The sequence below is a fragment of the Bacteroides gallinaceum genome (assembly GCF_030373775.1).
In the GTDB taxonomy this organism is placed as follows: domain Bacteria; phylum Bacteroidota; class Bacteroidia; order Bacteroidales; family Bacteroidaceae; genus Phocaeicola; species Phocaeicola excrementipullorum.
Genome location: NZ_JAUDEN010000017.1, coordinates 42,815 through 63,152 on the forward strand (window position 1 = coordinate 42,815; position 20,338 = coordinate 63,152).

Genomic DNA, 20,338 nt, shown 5'->3' on the forward strand with positions numbered 1-20,338 from the left:
AATTATTATATGACAAAGAAAGAACACACTACGATTACAGAGTTATTTCAAGTTTTGGACTTGTTGGAAAGCCTGGACATGCAGTTTTGGTTGGATGGAGGCTGGGGAGTGGATGTCTTGTACGGACAGCAAACCCGCTTGCATAGAGATATTGACATTGATTTTGATGCCAATTATACAGACCAACTCCTTGATCTTTTGCAGGAGAGAGGATATCAAATTGAAACAAATTGGTTGCCCACCCGTATGGAACTGTATAGCAAAGAATTAGGCTATATTGATATCCATCCTTTTGTCTTGAATGCGGACGGCACTTCCAAACAAGCCGACTTGGATGGAGGCTGGTATGAATTTCAACCGGACTATTTTGGAACAGCAGTCTTTGAAGGCAGAAGCATCCCTTGCATTTCTGCAAAAGGGCAACAAGTATTCCATTCGGGCTACGATTTAAGAGAGAAGGATATTCACGATTTATCTATAATTAAACAATGTATAACAACAATGAGCCTAACAATTAGATAAGAACAAGAAAATGACAGAAAAACAAATTGTCTGGTATATCTTACTTACAGAAGTAAAGATAGACAGTGACACCCAGTCTGTCACATCCCTGAGTGTAGCTCCATTGGCAGTCTTGCCGGAATTCCAGCGTAAGGGAATTGGGGGGGATGTTGATTCAGTAAGCCCATCAGAGGGCAGCACTTTTGGGTTACGGCACAGCAGTCGTATTGGGGCATAAAGAGTATTATCCTCGATTTGGCTATCGCAAGGCTATCGATTTAGGAATTGAATTTCCTTTCGAAGTCTCTCATGAATATTGCATGGTGGCTGAATTAATACCTGGAGCTACTGAGAATGTGAAAGGTATGGTTTGTTATCCAACTGACTTTAAATAGTTTAACAAGTAAAATTCATTATATAACTCGGACTGGGTATTTCAATTTCCCAGTCCGTATTCTGATAGTACTTATTCAATTGGAAGATTGTGTTGCTTCAAGAATGAAAGTTTATCCCAATACCCTCTTTGAAAGACGATTTTGTTATCTTTTACATGAAAAAATCCGCATCCACGAAGTCCAAGAGAGTCTTTCCATTCCATGATAGCCCATTCGCCATCTTCAAAAATATTTTCCACCATACAAACCATTTTAGCAGTGGCAAATTCATTCACAAACATTTTGTAGATTGATTCTTTACCTATTATTGGTTCGTTTGCGACTTGATGATTTACTGCATTAGTAGCATACAGCTCTGCTATATGATAAGCATCTGCTTTGTTAAAGCAATCTATCCATTTTTCCAAAACTTCTTTAGGCTTCATTTTTTATAAATTCTTAGGATTTTGATTCTGTAATAAAAACAATCTGTTTGGATGCATAGATACTTGATTTTATTAATAATAGGCTATTCTATATTCTAAATCCTCTGGATTTTTGCTCTCTCTGCACCGAGTTACGTAGATTCTGCTGTAACTTTTCCCATTGTTCCTTAAACCATTGTACTATGGGTTGTCGGTTTATGGTCAGCATAAGCTTACCACTATCCATCGGATGTTTCTCAACCCTAAAAATATCATTCTTGATGTCAAATTTCCACCTGTGTTCTTCGGAATAAATTTTGCCACTACATTGTATGGATTCTTTCTTTGTCAAGAGGTTTTCTATCATGTCTTTGGTAAACCCGATAACAGCGCATAATTTTTCCATTCTCAACATCTCTTTGAACATGGGAAACCATTTGTGGGCTTTTTCAAGCAAGGTGCTCAATCGTGATATTTCCTTGTCTTTGGCTTCAAGTTCTTGATTATGTATTCTTTGAAGATTACGAATTTGTCTGCTATGCTGTTCCTGTATTTGTTGTATCTGAATTTTTAATTCATCAGTAGCTTTGTCCCGTTTGGTAATTTCCTGATGTAGCTGCTCGATGTGATGTTCCAGTTCTTTCAGCTTACCGCTTCCGAAAAGAGAACCTACACCGCTTGCTATGGCGGTAGCAGCATTGGTGGCTGTTTTCTTTAGTTTGTCCGTGCGTATCTCTGCTTTTACCTGTTTGAGTTCCTGTTCGGCAAGGCTTACTTGTTGTTCCTTGTGTCGCTTGGTTTCCTCTATACGTTGCAGTTCGGCTTTCTGCTTCTCAATGATGAAATCATTTCGTTCCAGATGCTCTTTACCTGTGACAGCTTTTGCCTGTCCACGTTCCATCAGGAGAATATCGGAAGCAAGGGTCTGCATGGTTGCCATATCCTCGTCATTGAGCTTTCGGCTCTTTCCAGTTTCATGGTTCATCCAGTCGAATACGACATGAGCATGATAATTCGGCTTGAACCACTTTTCACCGACTTGGAAACTCTCCCTATCCCCGGCTTCGGGTTGTCCACTAAGCCAGTGTCCCTCGTCCTTGTGCAGGAAGATTTGCAGCGGTGTGATACCCCAGCGTCTTTGACATTCCTCACCGAATTTACGCACGTCTGCCAGTGTCGTATCCGGTCTGATGAGTAATACTCCCTCACGGATTGGTGAGCATCCAGCTACTTTTATAATCTTCCCATTCTTTCCCTTGCGTTCACGCTCCTTTTCCTGCATCGCTCGTCCGGTCTTTTCCTTGACCATCCGTTTGATGTTTTCATAGTGCGTCTGCAGGTTAGGACTGCCGAAGCCCGGGTTTATCCACTGCTCGTTATTGGAAGTCAGTTCGTGTACGATGTAGATTTGAGACTTGCCGATATTGCGCATATACTCGGCAGTTCTCCGGTTATGAGCCCCGCTTGATGTAACTCTGCAGGGCTTGATATGTATGCTTGACTTTGTTGCCATATTCTTAAATTTTGATTCGGATTGTTGATAAAATATTCTGTTGTCCGCTCATAGCCGCACAGGGTTCTTAGGGGTGTAACCCATAAGCGGAGATTGCAAAGAGAGGGTCACTCTTTGCTCTGGGTTCTCAGGGGAGAAACGCCCTGAGTGGGTTATTAGGGTAAAACCCTAATCCCCTCGGGAGAGCCCACAACTACGTAAGCGAAGCGTGTAGTTATAGTGGGCTATAACCGGAAGCCTTTCGGTTTCTTGGATAGCGTATCATTCCTCTTTTTGACAGATTGCGCTTGCTCTTTCCTATCGGCTATTCGTTTCTGTAAATATTCGTTCAGATCTTTACATCCACTGTAGATTTGCGAGGCGTCACATATATACCGGGTAGCATCATACTCCTTTCGGATTTGCTGTATTGCTTCCATTCCTGCACGGTCATTGTCAAAGAAACAGTGGATGCGCTCATAGCTTCCCAACGGATAGAGTGCCTTGGGAACATTGGCTACGGAATTAAGAACTATGTAATCCTGTCTGTCGAAGTCTGGTGATTGCGGACAGCTTTCCAGTCTTAAGGTCAGAAAGGAAAGGTAATCCATAAATCCCTCAAAAACGTAACATGCACTCCTTGGCTTTCCTGACTGTCTGATATGGGATATTTCTTTTGGTGCGATACATCCCTTGAAATATCGGTTGCGGATTTCATATCCACCCGATATGTTCGGAAAAGCAATGGCGAAATAACGTTTGCCGTTGTGGGTGAAACGGGCTTCTTTACATTCTCTTTTCGCCAGTGCCGTGTTTATCCCTCTTTCCTGTAGATAGGCAAGCAGGGCAGGAGAAGTCAGCTGCACAATGTCCAATTGCTGAAAACTCGGTTCGGAAAATGATTGCTTGCCAAAAGAGAAAGACACGGGATGTATGTGTGGTGTCTGTTCCTCGATTTTCTGTAGAAGATAAGGCACATAGTCGGAACAGTAAAGTTCCTGTGCCAGTGCAATGATATTTCCACCTTTACCAATTGCAAAATCATACCATTGGTTGCGCTCGGTATTTACTTTGAACGAGGGTTCTGTCTCTTCCCGTACCGGGGATTTGTACCACAGGTTAATACCTTGCTGCTTGACGGGAGAATATCCCAAACTGTACAGAAAATCCGCTATCCTGATTTGTTTTGCTGTTTGTATATCCATAATAAGATGAGTGTTTGAATAATGATTGGAATATTTATTTCTCTTTTCGCCCGTACCTTTTTATGAAGTACGGTCTGTATAATCACTTCACTTTATTTTCGTATATATAGGATACGGTAATAAAGTGAAGCGGTTTTACATTCTCTGCAACCGCTTCGCTTTATCCTTAATATATAGACCTGCCAAATAAAGTGAAGTGATTACAGGTTAGACGGTCTAATAGTGAAAGTCTGACTTGAACGTGTATTTCCTGCCGTTCTCCTGTACTATTATCCGTTTGTTCCGGAGCATGGTGATAAGTGATACTGCTTTTTGATGGTTCAGTTTTACACCTACCGACATATATGCCTTGACTAAGGCGGTTTCCAGATCCTTGTAACCGTATTCCTCTTTCAGTCCGAAAGCCGCTTCCAGTGCTATGTGGTGCTGTTGTTCGGTAATATGCTTGTAAGGGTCGAACTTTTCCTCTTCCGGTCTTCCGGGTTTCTTCGCTTCGGGTCTGTACCCCTCTATGAGCTCAGGCAATGCATTGCCGTTGATGCGGAAAGCGAAAGGTTCGAAATCCATTGCACGGATGTGCATGGCTGAAACATTGCTTATATCCCCGTTGCTCTTGTCCTTTTCCACCAGCAGAACGGTTTCCGCCTTGTTGTTCAGCTCCGTACCGATATGCCCTCTTGCGTTTTCATCGCCTTTGTTCTGGTGGAGTATCGTATGGATGTGTATCTGCCTGTCATCCGTCCACTGCATCAATTTGGATATAATGCGTGTCGATTCTCCTGGACTGTTGATGTCATATACCATATCGCGGATGCCGTCTATGATTACAAGCCCTATGTCCGGTGTATTATAGATAGCCTGTTCGACAATCCTGATACGCTGTTCGGGCGTGTATTTCCTCAAAGCAAGAAACTCCAGATGTTCATTGTCCCTGTCATCAGGAAGACCAGCAAGCCGTAAAATACGTTTCATGACTTTCAGACAGTGATAATGGCTTTGTTCTGTGTCCACATAAAGAATCTTTCTTTTTTCTTCCGGTAGTTCCGCAACATACCGCAGTACCGTACCGTTTTTCAATGTGGCGGCTACGATAGCCGATACATTGAAAGTCTTTTTACTCTTGGCTTTGCCGATGGATGCACTGAAATTGCCCAGTGTACCAATGACCGAACCTTGCACTTTTAGAATCTCAGGTGCTTTCTCGTAGATTTTCGACAGGCTCAGGCGTGAAGCTTGCCAAAGGATTATTGCCTGTTCTGCCGAAATCTCCTTTATTTCTTTCATATAGTCCATAAGCATACCTCCCATTATTTCCGTCCTCCTGTTTTCTTCCCGGCAAGTTCAAGAGCCAATTCCGCATCTACGATAATCTTGCGCCCTATCTGGGTAATCGCCTTGTCTATCTTACCGCTTTTCTTTATGCGGTTGGCAGTAGGCAGACTGCACCCGAACAGTTTGGCTATACCGAGTATTCCGTACACATACTTCTTTTCCGTGTCTGTAACGGGTTGCGGCAATGCTTCGGCCTGACCTGAAGCGTGCTTACTCAGGAATATGAATTCTTCGCCTGTCATCTGCCAGACGGGTTTTGATAATAATTCTTGGATATTTGTCATCGTCCAATCTATTTAGTCGTTAAACAATCAGCCCTGCGCACTGGCTGTTATTTCTGTTCTCGAACGATGCAAAATTAGGTAGGGTTATGAGTGGTAAGGATGGGGACGGTACAAACTGAATATCATTGTATCTTATTGAATATCAGAAAATAAAAATACCACTCAAAAATTATTTTGAGTGGTAAAAGTGGAACTTTCGTAAAGTATCAGGATATATCACGGATTATCTGAATATATGTTCCATTTCCTTGGCGAAATTTTGGTTGCTGTCACTGGGGAAATCTGAAACAGGCTCCTTGTACTTGGATTTGTAGTAGCTGTCGTCAATATCCAGCAGTTTCAGTATTCTGTCTTTCCATTTGTCCCTGTCCTGTTTGGAGAGTTTCTCGCTCATCAGGAATATCAGATAGCATACACGTATTTTCTCTCTCGGTTTTATTTTCAGCTTACAGTTGCAGGGGTGAAGATTCATATTGGCATAGAAATCCGGTGCGGAAATTTCTTCGAACTGTTCTCCTATGCACACCTCATGAATGAGCGAAAGTAATTTCATGCTGAAATATTCCTGTTGTTCTTCTGTCGTTTCCTGCTGACTGATTGGCTCGCTTGATTTATTCTCTTGCTTTCCGTCAGGAATGTATTTCTTCAATATATCCAGAAAAAGGCAGCTTTGACGGTATATGTCCGCACAACAGTTCTTCATGTATTGGAATGCCTCTGTTCTTGCAGCCTTTTGCTGATCATAGAGTTTGTTCAGTTTGGCTTTTTCCCTGTCATATTCAGCCTTGCAGCGTTCATATTCTTTCTCTGCCTGTTTTTCCTCTTCGGCTGTATGCTCCCTGTAACCAATGGAATCATACCTGTTGTTGGCTTCATTCAGCGGCTTGCTCAGACTTCTTGTAACATCCAGCTGGGCTTCAATTTCCTGAGAATACCTTTCCATGTGCTGATAGCAAGCACGTTCTATGGCTCTGTCACTTAACGGGCGTATCTCATAAGCCTGTATGCTCTTTTCTATTTCAGTTTTCAGGCTGTTGAGTATCAAGGTGTATTGCTCTTTTTGCTTGTCAAGCACCAGTTCAAGGATAGCGGCTTCAAAGGATTTCATGTCATTATACTCCTGATAGAAATCCGATATGAATTTCTGCCTGTCAAAAGAAAAAGCGTAATTATCTATATAGTCTCTGTATATTCTGTTGAGTTCTCCATATTGGGGAATCATCGTCTGTATCTTTCCTGCCATATACTTTATATTATGGGTTCTTGTCCTTGTCAAGGAATAAGGTCAGTTCTTCTTCCACTTCTTCTATACTCGGTAGGGCAGATTTCAGATTTTCGGGTACTGCCTTGCTCAATTGATAGTCGCTGATACCTATCGGCTGGTCATATCCAGCCAAGGCATATTGTGCCACGACCTCATCCTTACCCCTGCACAGCAAAAGACCGATGGTCTTGTTATCATTTTCTCCCCTCAGTTTATCATCTACAACATTGATATAGAAATTTAACTGCCCTGCATATTCCGGTTTGAATGGCGTTGCTTTCAATTCCACGACGACATAGGCGTGGAGCTTGATATTATATAGGATCAGGTCGGCGAAAAAGTCACTGTCCCCAATCTGGAAATGTTTCTGTCTGGCAACGAAAGCAAAGCCGTTACCCATTTCCAGCAAGTAACGGGTTACATGCTTTACCAGCTGTTCTTCTATATCCCTTTCGTCAGCCTTTTCCTTTGCTCCTGCCAAGTCAAAGATATACGGGTCTTTTAACAGATAATTGGCAAGATCGCTTTGAGGTGCCGGAAGTGTGGCAGTGAAGTTGTTTACCTTGTTACTCTTGATTTGTCTGTCATACAGATTACTTTCAATCTGCATTTTCAGCACATTACTGCTCCAACCCATTTCTACAGATTGTTTCATATACCAATACCTTACACCTAATGGTAGCGGATTATTGAGTATGACCATATGGCTTGCCCAATTTATTCTTGCAATCGGTGACGCCAAGAATAAATCTTCTATATCCTCTATTTTTATTTTATAGATGGTTGCTACTGTTTTTTCTACATTCTGAAATTGCGCAGGAACCTCCTGCGTAATTTCTAAAGATTGATTATCAGCTGATTGTATTTGCGCAGTAAGCTCCTGCGTAAATTGCCCGCTGTTGAGTTTAAGGACTTCATTAGTAATGTTTTGAATATTAGGGACTGACAGTATTGAATCTGTTTCAATAAAACTACGAAGTACATTTAACGGATATAAACGGGCAAACTGGCACATATAAGTAAGATTACGCTCCGAATATCCCTTCTTTTCAGGATAATTGAATCTGATTGCCTGTGCCAACTTCTTGATAATTTTACCACCCCAGCCATGCAGGTTTTGGTGGTACAGTATATAATTGCCCATTTTCCAGTAATGGAACAACATCTGGGCATTGGCTGCGGTAATGAGCCGGACTTGTGCCTGTTCTATTTCCGAACCGACAGCATGGACAAAGGCATCAAAATGACCTTTCTTTATATTATGTTCGTTGTTATTTTCCATATTACTAACTATTACTTAACAAAGATAACTCTAATAATGGATAATCTGTGAAACAGACTGATACTTTTATAGTTGGTTAAACTTGTTCATTGCATTAGCCTTAATATCATCGGCTATGTCAATGTAGGGCTTCATGGCTTTATAATCACTGTGTCCTGTCCATTTCATTACAACCTGTGCCGGAATACCTAGAGCCAGCGCATTACAGATGAATGTTCTTCTTCCTGCATGAGTACTGAGCAATGCGTATTTCGGGGTAACTTCATCTATGCGCTCATTCCCTTTATAGTAGGTTTCACGTATAGGTTCGTTAATTTCTGCCAGTTCTCCCAGTTCTTTCAGATAATCATTCATTTTCTGATTGCTGATAACAGGCAATACCATGTGGTTTTCAAAATGGATGTCCTTGTATTTTTCAAGTATGGCTTTACTGTACTTGTTCAGTTCAATACTCAGACTATCTGCCGTTTTAACGGTGGTGACTTCTATATGGTCGGACTTGACATCACTTCTCTTTAGGTTGCGAACATCTGAATAACGCAGACTGGTAAAGCAACAGAACAGGAAAACATCCCGGACACGTTCCAGATACTGTTTGTCTTTGGGTATCTGATAGTCTTTAAGTCTGTTCAGTTCTTCCCATGTCAGGAAGATTACCTTCTTGGGGGTGGTTTTCAATTTCGGTTTGAACGTATCGTATGCTATATTCTGGTGATAGTCTTTCTTGAAGCTCCACCGCAGGAACCATTTGAGGAATCCCATTTGTTTACCGATGGTACTGTTCCTCATATCCTTTTTGTCGCGCAGGAAATTGACATATTCGTTCAGTCCGAATTCATTGAAATATTCAAAGGTTAAATCTTCCTTGAACTCCTTGAGGTGATTTTTAACGGCTGCAAACTTTTCGTATGTGGATTCAGTCCAGTTATTCTGGTTGCCGCATTCTTTTACAAATTCATCGAATACCTCCCAAAAACTTATCTTTACGTCTTCCTGGTCTTCACTTGTATCTTTCATCCGCAGGTTGAATGCGTCCTTTAGCTGTTGGGTAGTGGGCATGGCTTCCTGTACCTCAAATTCCTTGAACACGTTTTGAATTTCGGTATAGTATTTCAGCAGATCGGCATTGATTTCAGATGCACTTTGCTTTAGTTTGTTGGTACACCCGTTCTTCACTCGCTGCTTGTCAGCATCCCACTTGGCTACATCAATGCGGTAACCCGTTGTAAACTCAATACGCTGACTTGCGTATATGACACGCATACGGATAGGCACGTTCTCCACGATTGGCACACCGTTCTTCTTCCGGCTTTCCAATGCAAAAATGATGTTTCGTTTGATATTCATAATTGGGTGTGTTTGAAATTCTACACCCAAATATACACCCAATATTTGGAATAGCAAAAGATATTCAGAAAGATTTAGATTTACTATGTACTCCAAATAGTGCTTGATTATTAATGATTTGCAATTTTATGATATTTCTTGAATATGTAGGTTCGAGAGCCTGTCTCTCCGCTGATAATCTTTTAGAGATTAGCAAGTTATAGGAATTAAGCGTGAAAACTTGATTCCTATTTTTTTGTTCGGGAAGACGGATTTGTGGCGTTGTGGATCAACGTAAAAACCTGAGGGATTCTCCTCTTCTTGAATTGTATAGATGACAGAATAAAAAAATACGGAACTTATTTCTGAATCCCGTATTTTCCTTTTGCATAACTATTTTATTGTGCCGATTTGACAATGAAGCGGACGCGTGAAAAAACACTTTCGTGTCTGACAAAGGCTATGATTTCTGTTTTACCGCTGGCTCCGAATGCCGAACGTGAAGAAAAAGTGATTGTGTTGTCCTGTATGTCAATATCCATATACCTGCTGAGTTCCGAACCTTCAAAGTCAGAGATGTCATAATTGGAGTCAATTTTCACGCCGTTTGCAAACGAATAGGCAACAGACTCAACATATTCTTCATGCGTGACCGGTTTTAAGTCAACGTTGATGGCAGAATCCCATTCCGGAAGCTCTTTCTTGTCGGGATAACATTCAGCATACATAATCTTTGCTCCGGATATTTCGTTGTCGGCATTGTAAATCCACGAGTCTACAAATACATTGTAGAAATTCGTGTTTATCGGATAGGCGCGTTGTCCGGCAATGTTTTTTACATCGCTGGCGAGAACGATTTGGTAATAGTTGCCGGGAGTTACGGCTACCTCTTGCGCTATTTGTGTAAGATTGGGATTTTGGTTGAAGCCGCCTTTGCTGCCGAAATCAACGATGCCGCACTCATTGGTTGTAAAATTGTTCGCGTTGTTGATGTACACATCAGATCCTCCGATGGTTTTCTGCTGATCATTATTTACCAGATTGACCGTGATGGCATTGGCCGGAATTTGCGGTTCGTCGTCGTTGCTGCAGGCTGAAATGAAGAGGGCAGCCATGAACAGGAATGTAGTTGCAAGTTTATTCATAGTTTGTTTTGTTTCTCTACCGGCTCTGCTGAGATGTTAGGGTTATATTGCAGAAGCGTGAGCCAGCTATGCCACCTCTTAAGTGAAGGTCGTAGGAAACCTTTGATGCAGATGTAACGATAGCAGCTCACGCTATATGCGGGAGAACCACTATGCTATCTCTTGCATCGGTCTGAAAATTTCCTACGTTTTCACTTACAAGATAAGCATAACGCTTCTTTTTCTTTTCTTTCTTATGTCTTTAGGCGGGTCGTCCCGCAGCTGACTGCAAAGGTAGCCAATTTCTGCGAGATATTTTTGTCATTACTATGATTTTCTTTGGCGCATTGTATCCTGCAAGCCTTTTGTTCTTGAATCAGTCTTTTACATTTGCCTGATCAGGGGGATGACGACCGTTTGGATGTTCTTTAAGTTCAGCCGGTGTTCGCCTTCGAACCATGCGGCGTTCCGATAATGCCTGATGTATTCGTTGTAGCCGTGCACAAGGGTATCGTAAGTGCCGAAAAGCGCATGTGTGTTTTCCCTGTCAAAGTCGGTAATGTTTGTGAACTGGTTCGCTTCTGTTTCCCGGTACGCTTCACACAGTTCCGGTGTGATGGTGTACGTGGTTTCTCCGTCCTGCCGCGGAGAAAGGAACGGGTGCGGTCCTGGCTGGGTGCGCATGATGTCGGAAACGTGGAAGGCCGGATTGACCAGTATTTTCTTGAATCCCCTGATTTGCTGTGCGAACATTCCTCCCATGGAAGTGCCTATCAGGATTTGAGGCTTCTCTGCTTCGCATACGCTATGCAGCAATGCCAGCGCTTCGTCGGGGTGTATGGGAAGATCGGGGGACAGGACATTGAAATCGGGAAGGTCTTCCCGCAGTTTTTGTGCGGTGGACGATGCTCCAGATGAGGACAGCCCATGGATGTACAATATTTTGTTTTTCATGTATCGGCGTTGTGTTTGAATGGTTTCTTGATTTTTCTGTAATTATATTCAATCTTTATAAGAAAATTGCGTGAAATCTGTTTTTTAACATTTGGCGGGGTGAGCCGGCGGAAGAAGCTGAAGTTCGATAAGCTGGTGTGCGGACATGGCTGCAAGTGGCCGAAAGCCGGATGAATCAGATGGACGGGGCGCATCCAGCCGTTTTTCTGGACGACTTGGAAAAGGAAATCGGCCGATTGAAAGTTTAGTGGAGAAAAATCCGTATATTCGCAGTGTTCAATAAAACCAACAGAATATGAATGGCAGGTTCTTATCAGCGGGAGTATTTATGGCCTTGATGCTTTCGTCATTGCTGGCTGGGCATCATGGATATTGTTGCGCCAAAGAGGCGATAGCGGCAGACCTGAATCAAGCATTGGTCCGCACACTGGAAGAAAAACGTGATAATTTTGTTTCTCAAGATACAATCAGGGCATATAGATGTCTTCGTGAAACGGCGAAGGGGAAAGTTTTGTTTGCCGTGGCTGACGAACGTTTCTGCAGAAACCTTATTGACGGGCGGCTGAGGAAGAAAGCTTTTATAGCTTTTGATGCTGCAGACAGACATTGTCTGAACGGAATGCAGGAAGCAGGCGTCATTGCCGGCGACACCATGCTGGTCAGCGACAAGGCTACGGGCGACACCTTGGCTGTCAAAGGGTATGTCCGTCTTTCGGCTGCCTCCGTGTTCAGCCTGTCCGACCAGCGTCTGTCGTTTGCTCTTGCGCTGTCTGCCTTGGCATGGCTGCTCTGTTCGTGGGTTGTCCTGCACAGACGGAGAGCAGAAGTGTTGGCGGATTCGGCCGTCTATGGCGGAATCTATTATTCTTCTGAAGATTGCTGTTTCCGCGACGCTTGCCACATGCCTGTCCGCCTTACCCCGATGCAGCAGCGGCTTCTGCTGATGCTGTGGGAGGCTCCTTCGCACTCGCTTGCCAAAGAAGAGATATGTGCGGCCTTATGGCCTAAGAAAGAGGATGCCAGCGATACGCTCTACACGCTTGTGAAGCGTCTGAAGCCGGTGATAGAAGGTTGCAGCGACCTGAGGATTGTGGCTTACAGGGGACGGAGCTATTCGCTGGAAATCAAACAGCTGTCCGATTGTCAGGAAAATGTCAGGAAGATGTCGGTATAGTTTCTGACTTTCTGCGGAAGAAGGACATACTTTTGCGCTGAATCATAAAAACAGAAGCGCAATGAAACGTACTTGTATGCTTTATGTGCTGCTGGCATTGTCCGTTCATTTGCCGGCCCAGCACGTCGACCGTGAAATATCCCTTCAGGAAGTGGAGGTGAAAGCGGCAAGAGTCATCCGCAAGGCTGACCGCCAGACAATCTATCCTACGGAAGTGCAGAAAAACTCATCCTCGTCCGGTTACAGCATTCTTCAGAAGCTGGCTCTGCCGAACATCCGGGTGGATGAAACCTCGTGCAGCGTATCGGCCGTCGACGGGAGAGGGACCGTACAGTTGCGTATCAACGGAATCATCGTCGGGCGTGATGAAATGCTGGCTGCAGATCCTTCGTCTGTAACCCGGATCGACTTCATTGATAATCCCGGGGTGAGATACGGTGAAGGGATTGTGTATGTTATCGACATCCGCACCAGGCGTGATGATGAAGGCTATACGGCAGGAGTCAGTCTGACCAACGCCCTTACCTCTAAAATCGGCAATGATCTGGTTTATGGAAAATGGAACAGGAAGAAAAGTGAAGTTTCTCTTAGCTACAGCTTCGGATATAAGGACTTTAAGGGAAACCGCATGAGCGAAACGGCGGACTATCGCCTCAATGACGGCTCAACATATGCCATCCGGCGCAATGACATCACTTCGCGCAGCCGGAGTTTCAGCAACGACTTGCAGTTGAAGTATAATCTTGCCGATTCTGCCGGTTATGTTTTCCAGGTTTCGCTGGGCGCCCGGTTTTCGCATGTTCCGGACAACTTCAACCGCAAGCAGGTTGCAGACGGGGACGAGGCTTATATTGCCACCCAGTATAAAGATGATGCCAGCTTATCTCCGACGCTTGATCTGTATTTCTTCAAGCAGCTTTCCGCCCGCCAGTCCCTGACTCTGAGTGCTGTCGGAACGTATATATCCACTTCGTTTGAGAGCAGATACGATGAAGGCTCGCCCTATATATATAATGTAGACGGCAAGACGTGTTCGCTGACGGGTGAGGCTGTCTATGAAAACCGTTTCAAGCCTTTTTCTTTTACCGCCGGGGTGAACTGCATGCTGAAGTATACGGCCAATACATATTCGGGGGACGTCACGTCTTCAAATCCGATGCACAACCGCAAGGCATACGCTTTTGCGGAAATCAAGGGGACGGCCGGTCCTTTCAGCTACGTGGCGGGCTTGGGAGGGAGTTACCTCGATTATCGCCAGCAGGAGCATTCGTACCGCTTCTGGCTCTTCCGTCCGAAGGTTACCGTCGGCTACAGTCCTTTCCGGGAACTGCAGCTGAAGTATGATTTCCAGATCAGCGAGCATGTTTCGCAAGTGGCGATGATCAGCAATACGGCTGTCCGGAACAACAGCATGGAGTGGACATTGGGGAATCCGGATATCCGTCCGAACAGTGAGCAGGAGCATACTTTTCAGGTGTCTTACACCCGCCCGCGGTTTCAGTCGTTTGTCCATGCATATGGGAAAATCTGCCGCCGCCCGAACATGGCTACCTACATTCCCACGAGCGACAACCAGTTTGTCTATACGCAGATCAACCAGAAAGAAATCGACGTGCTCCATCTGATGCTTTATGCCAACTGCTGGGTTGTTCCTGAGAAATTGTCGCTGGGTGCTTCGGGCACGATGTTCAGGTGCTTTAATTTCGGCAACGACTATACGCATTGCCGCACGTTTTATATGGGAAGCGCCAATATGCAGGCGTATTGGGGAAAGTTCTCCTTCTCGGCTGCCTTTGACAGCGGCTGGCGTTTTATGGAGGGCGAAACCGAAAGCTTCAATGGTTCGTTTGCCCAGTTTTCTGCCTCGTATCGCCATAAGGATCTGAATGTTTCTGTCAGTTGGCAGCAGCCTTTCGCCGGCCTCAACAGGCAGTTCCTGTCGGATGTGTACAACCGCTATGTGCGCAAAACCACCATGCTTCATTGTCCGGACCTGGGCAATCTGGTCAGCGTCAGCATTTCCTGGCGGATCTCGAAAGGGCGGAAATTTCGGGAAATAAAGCGGGGAATACAGCCGAAAGTCGATACGGATGCGGGCATTCTGCGCTGACAGGCCGGATGCAAGAGTAAACAAATAAAGCGGACGAAAGGAAGGGTCATTTTTCTTTCGTCCGCTTTGTTTTTAGAAACTGTTTTGAATTTCTCCAAAAAGTTTTTCTTGGCTTGATGTGTTCGTTTTCGTGTGTGCTTTGGGCTATTTTTTGGTCTTTTCCGCTTCTGTTCTTCGTCAGATAGCCCGCTATCTTCCTCATCACACAAACGGAAATGCCTCAAAAACTCATCCCAAATCAGCACACGATAAATTCAAAACAGTTTCTTAATCAGTGATTTCAAAACGCACCTGCATGGAATAGTTCTTCTTGATGGTGCGGAAGTTGTCGAATGAGGCGGCATCGGATGACAAGACATTGCTTTGCGCAAACCGAAAAGCATTGCCGCTCTCTTGTTCCACGATGCGTATGACACCGCCCAACCTTTTACCCAATGCCTCCACCAAATAGGCTGCCTTCTTTTGGGCGGCTTTCAATGCTTCGATCTTTCCCTTCTGGTGGTAGGCAAGCATATCTTTGTTTTCCAGTTCGCCTATGCGCATGTTGTGGACACCTTTTGTATCAATGCAGCTGACGATTTCGTTTATCTGGTTAAAGTCGGTGAGGGTGATGTCGAGTTGCTTGGAAACTAAAAAGTCCTGCCCTTGCTGCCGCCAATAGTCGCCTACTTCCTGTGTCCGTATGGCATTTTGCGGGATGCCTGTTTCGGCAAGCACTTTTCTCAGTCCTTGTTCTATCTTTGATAAAGGCACTTTGGTGCGGTATTCTTCGGGTTTCGATTTCCCGTCAAATTCTTCCTCGAAGTATTCACGGATTTCAATCAGATAATGAATCTTGTCTGGCACGATTTCTATTTCTGATGTACCTGTCACTTCGATGTAACGCTCGTTGGTTTGCGCTTGCAGCGAAAAGGTTGCTAGCAGGCTGATAACTAATGCTAACGCTCTTGTTTTCATAAAAATACTATTTGATTTCAAATTCTGCATTCAATTCTATGCTCTTTCCTGCCAAGCCGAAGGATTTGTTCATCCGGTATTTTCCTTTCGGCAAATGATAGTATTTCCCCACAGGAAAACGGAAACAATGCAACAACATGCCTTTATACATAACAAATTCGTCGTCAGGCCATATCATGCAGGAAACTTTCATATTCGGGGAAACCCATTTCTCTCCATTCCAAATATCTATATCCCAATACCTCCCGAATGATAGTTGTGCGTTCGTTGGATTTGATACAAATAGATTGACGGCATGCACATTTTCCCCATATACAGAATGTTCCGCCCACATGGAAACAGGCTTGTTTTTGTATTCGTCTGGCAAGTCTTCGGCGTACCAGAGGCAGCACTCCGGTATGTCGTAGACAATGGCATCTTTGTCCGGCAATGTATCTTGACTGCCTGTTTGGATGTTTGTAACCGTATCGTTTCCGCCGGTTATGGCCGGTCCTTCCGGTTGGGATTGTTGCCGCTTGTGGGTGCAACTCAGGCAAACGACGCTTGATAACAGTACAGACAAAATGAGCGATTTCATTGTATAAGCCCTCCTTTCTATCTAATGGTATCAAAGATAGCGAAAAGAAATAACTTAAGCAATTATCGGGAGGTGTGCCGAAATATAAATCAACTTTGTCATTGGCAGCAAAGCGGATGTCTCGGAATAATCTGTATCCTCAGTCTGGAGATGTATGTCTTCAGGTTGAGGACAGACTTTTCTTCGGGAGGCTTCTGCCTTGTTTTTCCGTGCGTTTTGTCCGGTTGCAGAACGCGAAATAGGGCTTTGCATCGGAAAAAGATTGGATTTGCGCGAAAATATTGCCGTTCGGATTAGGTAAGTTGGACGGATGATTCGTATTTTCATAAAAAACGAAAGATTTTATGAAAGGTCTGTCTGTTATGTTAGCCTTGGCGGCTTTAGGTACATCATGTTTTGCTTCTGTGCCGGTGGAGTTGGATCTGACATCGCCCGGAGGCATGCATCATGTGAAGTTTTATGGAAAGAAATCCGATTCGGGGGCAAATGTGCTGTGTTATCGGGTGGATTTTAACGGAAAGCAGGTGGTGGAAGAGTCGCAGGCCGGCCTGCAGTTGGACAATAGGGTGTGGGAGATGGCTTTGGGAATGAGAAGCTTGCCTCAGCCGGATTTGTGGATGGACAGGATGGAGATTGATTCGGTGTCTTACACCAGGCACGATGCTGAATGGAAGCCGCTTTGCGGAGAACGGAGCAGGGTGCGCGACCATTACAATGGGGGCACGCTGTATCTCTCCAGAAAAGACGGTTCGAACTACCGGCTGAATGTGGAGGTGCGTGCATACGATGAGGGCATAGGCTTCCGCTATTTCTTCCCTGAGCATCCGCAGGCTGTATTCCATAAGGTGACCGGGGATCTGACCGAATATACTTTCCCTGCCGGAACAATGGCGTGGGCGGAGCAGTGGGCGCAGGCGCATTTTGAATATCTGGATGTGAACGCGATAAAAAAGCCGGTAGAGCGGGCGCTTACGCTTGAACTTCCGAACGGAGTGTGGGCGGCACTTGCCGATGCGGACGTGGACGACTGGTGTCTGACCAAGTTTGTAGCTTCTTCTGACAAGCGGAACACGCTGGCTTCGGTCATGTACAGTCCGGTGGATGTGGTGACTTATTATGCCACTCCGTGGAAAGTGATCATGGCGGCAGACAGGCCGGGCGATCTGCTGGAGCATAACTTTATCATCGAAAACCTGAATCCGCCTTGCGAGATTGCTGACGCATCATGGATCAGACCGGGAAAGATCATGCGCGAAACGACCCTTACAAACGAAGGGGCATTCAGAACGATTGATTTTTGCGCGGAACACAACATTCCTTATATGCTGTTCGACTGGAAGTGGTATGAGCCTTGCACCTCGCACGACGGAGATGCCACAAAGGTGATTTCCCGGCTGGACATGCCCCGGATCGTTGCCTATGGAAAAGAGAAGGGAGTGGGCATCTGGCTGTATGTCAACCAGCACGCGCTCCAGAAGCAGATGCGCGAACTGTTTCCGCTGCTCCATCAGTGGGGGATAGTGGGAGTGAAGTCCGGTTTTGTGCAGTATGCCAGCCACCGCTGGGCGACATGGCTGCACGACATGGTGCGCTATGCTGCCGAGAACAAGCTGATGATGAATATACACGACGAGTTCCGTCCGTCCGGGTTCAGCCGCACTTATCCCAATCTGCTCACCCAGGAAGGCATATTGGGCAACGAAGAGTTTCCGGACGCTACCCACAGCACCATTCTTCCGTTTACCCGCATGATAAACGGTGCCGCCGACTATACCATCTGTTACTTCGACAAGCGTCTGAAGAATACGCATGCCCACCAGCTGGCGGCGTCGGTCGTGTTCTACAGCCCGCTGACAACCATCTTCTGGTATGACAAGCCGGAACTTTATCATGGCGAACCCGAAATGGAGTGGTTTGAGAATCTGCAGACCGTATTCGACGAATCGCACGTGGTGGACGGTGAGCCGGGAAAGAACGTGACGATGGCCAGACGGCATGGAAACGAGTGGTTTGTAGGAATGCTTGCCAACAACGAGGGATCGGAAGAGGAGTTGGACCTGTCATTCCTCGACAAGGACAAGACTTATTTGGCTTATGTCTATACTGACGGAGGAGAGGAAATAAAGACTGCTACGCAGGTAAAATGTTCTTATCTGCTGGTGAAAGCTGATGAAACCATGCGCTTTGCATTGAAACCGAGAGGCGGTGCTGCCCTACGCTTTGTGCCGGCGGATACGCAGACAGCCAAAAGATACAAGAAATATAAAGGTCAGACATTATGATGTGTAAAAAGATTGTGAAAGGATTGTTTTTGCTGGGCATTGCCGTGCTGTACGGTTCGCACGGGATACATGCCCAGTACAAGTCGGACGTTTGGGTTGCCGACTGCGGGGATGGTACGTATAAGAATCCGGTGCTTCATGCAGACTATTCCGATCCGGACGTATGTGCGGTTGGGGATGACTTCTTCATGACGGCATCCAGCTTTGGCTGTGCGCCCGGGCTTCCGATACTTCATTCGAAGGATCTGGTCAACTGGTCCATCGTGAACTATGCTTTGAAGAAAATAGAGCCGGCCGGCTTCTACAGCCAGCCTCAGCATGGCAAAGGGGTGTGGGCGCCGTCCATCCGTTTCCATAACGGGGTTTATTACATTTATTGGGGAGATCCTGATTTCGGAATCTTTATGGTCAAGGCCAAAGACCCTTTCGGCAAGTGGGACGAGCCGGTGCTGGTGAAGGAAGGAAAGGGAATGATTGACCCGTGTCCGCTTTGGGACGATGACGGGAAGCTTTATCTGGCTCATGCGTGGGCCGGAAGCCGGGCCAAGTTCAATAGCGTGCTCACGGTCTTTGAACTGAATGCGGAGGGCACGGCTCCCATATCTGATCCGGTTATGGTGTTTGACGGTAACGACGGAGTGAACCATACGATAGAAGGTGCCAAGTTCTACAAGCGGAATGGTTATTATTACATTTTCGCTCCTGCCGGTGGAGTGGTGACCGGATGGCAAGTGGTGCTCCGCTCCAGGCACGTATACGGCCCTTATGAGGTTAAGACCGTGATGGCGCAAGGAGATACGGACATCAACGGTCCGCATCAGGGCGGATGGGTGGATGCTTCCGACGGAGAATCGTGGTTCCTGCACTTTCAGGACAAAGGGGCTTACGGGCGTGTGGTGCATCTGAATCCGATGAAATGGATCAATGACTGGCCCGTAATCGGCAATGATTCCGACGGGGACGGATGCGGAGAGCCGGTAAGCCGCTACCGCAAGCCTTTGGCCGGAAAGCGTTTCCCGGTAGAAACTCCGGCTGAAAGCGACGAGTTCAATTCGCGCAAGCTGGGACTTCAGTGGGAGTGGCACGCCAACTATCAGGACGTTTTCGGATTTACTTCTGATATGGGATACATGCGTCTGTACGGTCATATACTTTCGGCGGATTTCAAGAACTTCTGGGAAGTGCCCAACCTGCTCTTGCAGAAGTTTCCTGCGGAAGAGTTTGTTGCTACGGCAAAGCTGAAAGTGTCGGCCAAAGACGACGGACAGAAGTCGGGACTGATTGTGATGGGCTGGGATTACGCTTATCTGGGTGTGGAGAAGCTGGGCGAGAAGTTTGTGCTCGGACTGACTGCCTGTAAGGATGCCGAGCAGGGTTCGCCTGAAGAAACTGCTGTGCTGGCGGTGTTGGAGCCGAGCGCCAGATACGAAGCCGGCTTGCGTCCGAACTATGAACGTGAGATCTATCTTCGGGTGAAAGTGGAGAAAAACGCCTTGTGCCGTTTCAGCTACAGCCTTGACGGAAAGACGTTCACAGAAGCCGGAAAGGTCTTTCAGGCGCGCCAGGGGAAGTGGATTGGGGCGAAAGTCGGACTGTTTAGCGTGGCTCCCTGCGGAAAAGAGCGCGGCTGGCTGGATGCTGACTGGTTTCATGTAGAAAAAGCAGAATGAAATTA

17 protein-coding genes are annotated in these 20,338 nt (G+C 45.7%); 5 read left to right on the plus strand and 12 right to left on the minus strand.

Annotated elements, in window-relative coordinates:
• The first annotated feature begins 9 nt into the window (after positions 1-9).
• Positions 10-522: a lincosamide nucleotidyltransferase Lnu(AN2) gene (lnu(AN2), locus tag QUW60_RS10390; protein WP_009038171.1), complete on the plus strand. Its 513-nt coding sequence runs from the start codon at positions 10-12 to the stop codon at positions 520-522.
• Positions 523-967: 445 nt separating this feature from the next.
• On the opposite strand, the gene QUW60_RS10395 is transcribed toward lnu(AN2), so the two are convergent.
• The 10 genes from QUW60_RS10395 to QUW60_RS10440 form a co-directional block, all read right to left on the minus strand.
• A complete protein-coding gene (locus tag QUW60_RS10395) occupies positions 968-1,321 on the minus strand; it encodes a nuclear transport factor 2 family protein (protein ID WP_004308780.1) in 354 nt (117 codons plus the stop codon).
• A gap of 88 nt (positions 1,322-1,409) precedes the next feature.
• Positions 1,410-2,813, minus strand: a complete 1,404-nt coding sequence (locus tag QUW60_RS10400) for a mobilization protein (protein ID WP_122334454.1) — start codon at positions 2,811-2,813, stop codon at positions 1,410-1,412.
• A gap of 224 nt (positions 2,814-3,037) precedes the next feature.
• Entirely contained in the window at positions 3,038-3,997 is a 960-nt protein-coding gene (locus QUW60_RS10405; protein WP_289560300.1) for a DUF8464 domain-containing protein, read from the minus strand.
• Between the two features lie 216 nt (positions 3,998-4,213).
• Entirely contained in the window at positions 4,214-5,290 is a 1,077-nt protein-coding gene (locus tag QUW60_RS10410) for an AAA family ATPase (protein WP_289560302.1), read from the minus strand.
• 14 nt (positions 5,291-5,304) lie between these two features.
• Positions 5,305-5,613, minus strand: a complete 309-nt coding sequence (locus tag QUW60_RS10415) for a DUF3853 family protein (protein ID WP_007842330.1) — start codon at positions 5,611-5,613, stop codon at positions 5,305-5,307.
• A gap of 223 nt (positions 5,614-5,836) precedes the next feature.
• Positions 5,837-6,856 carry a hypothetical protein gene (locus QUW60_RS10420; protein ID WP_118442040.1) on the minus strand — a complete coding sequence of 340 codons (1,020 nt, stop codon included), beginning with the start codon at positions 6,854-6,856 and terminating at the stop codon, positions 5,837-5,839.
• 10 nt (positions 6,857-6,866) lie between these two features.
• Entirely contained in the window at positions 6,867-8,159 is a 1,293-nt protein-coding gene (locus tag QUW60_RS10425; RefSeq protein ID WP_122334452.1) for a PDDEXK nuclease domain-containing protein, read from the minus strand.
• Positions 8,160-8,225: 66 nt separating this feature from the next.
• Positions 8,226-9,506: a site-specific integrase gene (locus QUW60_RS10430; protein WP_005795594.1), complete on the minus strand. Its 1,281-nt coding sequence runs from the start codon at positions 9,504-9,506 to the stop codon at positions 8,226-8,228.
• A 377-nt stretch (positions 9,507-9,883) separates the two neighbouring features.
• Positions 9,884-10,630: a DUF5036 family protein gene (locus tag QUW60_RS10435; RefSeq protein ID WP_258338539.1), complete on the minus strand. Its 747-nt coding sequence runs from the start codon at positions 10,628-10,630 to the stop codon at positions 9,884-9,886.
• 363 nt (positions 10,631-10,993) lie between these two features.
• Positions 10,994-11,563, minus strand: coding sequence for a YqiA/YcfP family alpha/beta fold hydrolase (locus QUW60_RS10440; protein ID WP_289560306.1), 570 nt, complete (start codon positions 11,561-11,563; stop codon positions 10,994-10,996).
• A 295-nt stretch (positions 11,564-11,858) separates the two neighbouring features.
• Here QUW60_RS10440 and QUW60_RS10445 point away from each other — a divergent pair, with 295 nt between their 5' ends.
• Positions 11,859-12,737, plus strand: coding sequence for a helix-turn-helix domain-containing protein (locus tag QUW60_RS10445; RefSeq protein WP_289560307.1), 879 nt, complete (start codon positions 11,859-11,861; stop codon positions 12,735-12,737).
• Positions 12,738-12,798: 61 nt separating this feature from the next.
• Positions 12,799-14,847 (plus strand): TonB-dependent receptor, encoded by a 2,049-nt coding sequence (locus QUW60_RS10450; RefSeq protein WP_289560309.1) that lies wholly within the window; start codon positions 12,799-12,801, stop codon positions 14,845-14,847.
• A gap of 267 nt (positions 14,848-15,114) precedes the next feature.
• On the opposite strand, the gene QUW60_RS10455 is transcribed toward QUW60_RS10450, so the two are convergent.
• Positions 15,115-15,804 (minus strand): SIMPL domain-containing protein, encoded by a 690-nt coding sequence (locus QUW60_RS10455; RefSeq protein ID WP_289560311.1) that lies wholly within the window; start codon positions 15,802-15,804, stop codon positions 15,115-15,117.
• 7 nt (positions 15,805-15,811) lie between these two features.
• Complete coding sequence (locus QUW60_RS10460) at positions 15,812-16,381, minus strand: immunoglobulin-like domain-containing protein (RefSeq protein WP_289560313.1); 570 nt, start codon at positions 16,379-16,381, stop codon at positions 15,812-15,814.
• Positions 16,382-16,743: 362 nt separating this feature from the next.
• Here QUW60_RS10460 and QUW60_RS10465 point away from each other — a divergent pair, with 362 nt between their 5' ends.
• Positions 16,744-18,663, plus strand: coding sequence for a glycoside hydrolase family 97 protein (locus tag QUW60_RS10465; RefSeq protein ID WP_289560333.1), 1,920 nt, complete (start codon positions 16,744-16,746; stop codon positions 18,661-18,663).
• Positions 18,663-20,333 carry a glycoside hydrolase family 43 protein gene (locus QUW60_RS10470; protein ID WP_289560335.1) on the plus strand — a complete coding sequence of 557 codons (1,671 nt, stop codon included), beginning with the start codon at positions 18,663-18,665 and terminating at the stop codon, positions 20,331-20,333. Before QUW60_RS10465 ends, QUW60_RS10470 begins: the two co-directional genes overlap by 1 nt.
• The last annotated feature ends 5 nt before the right edge of the window (positions 20,334-20,338 follow it).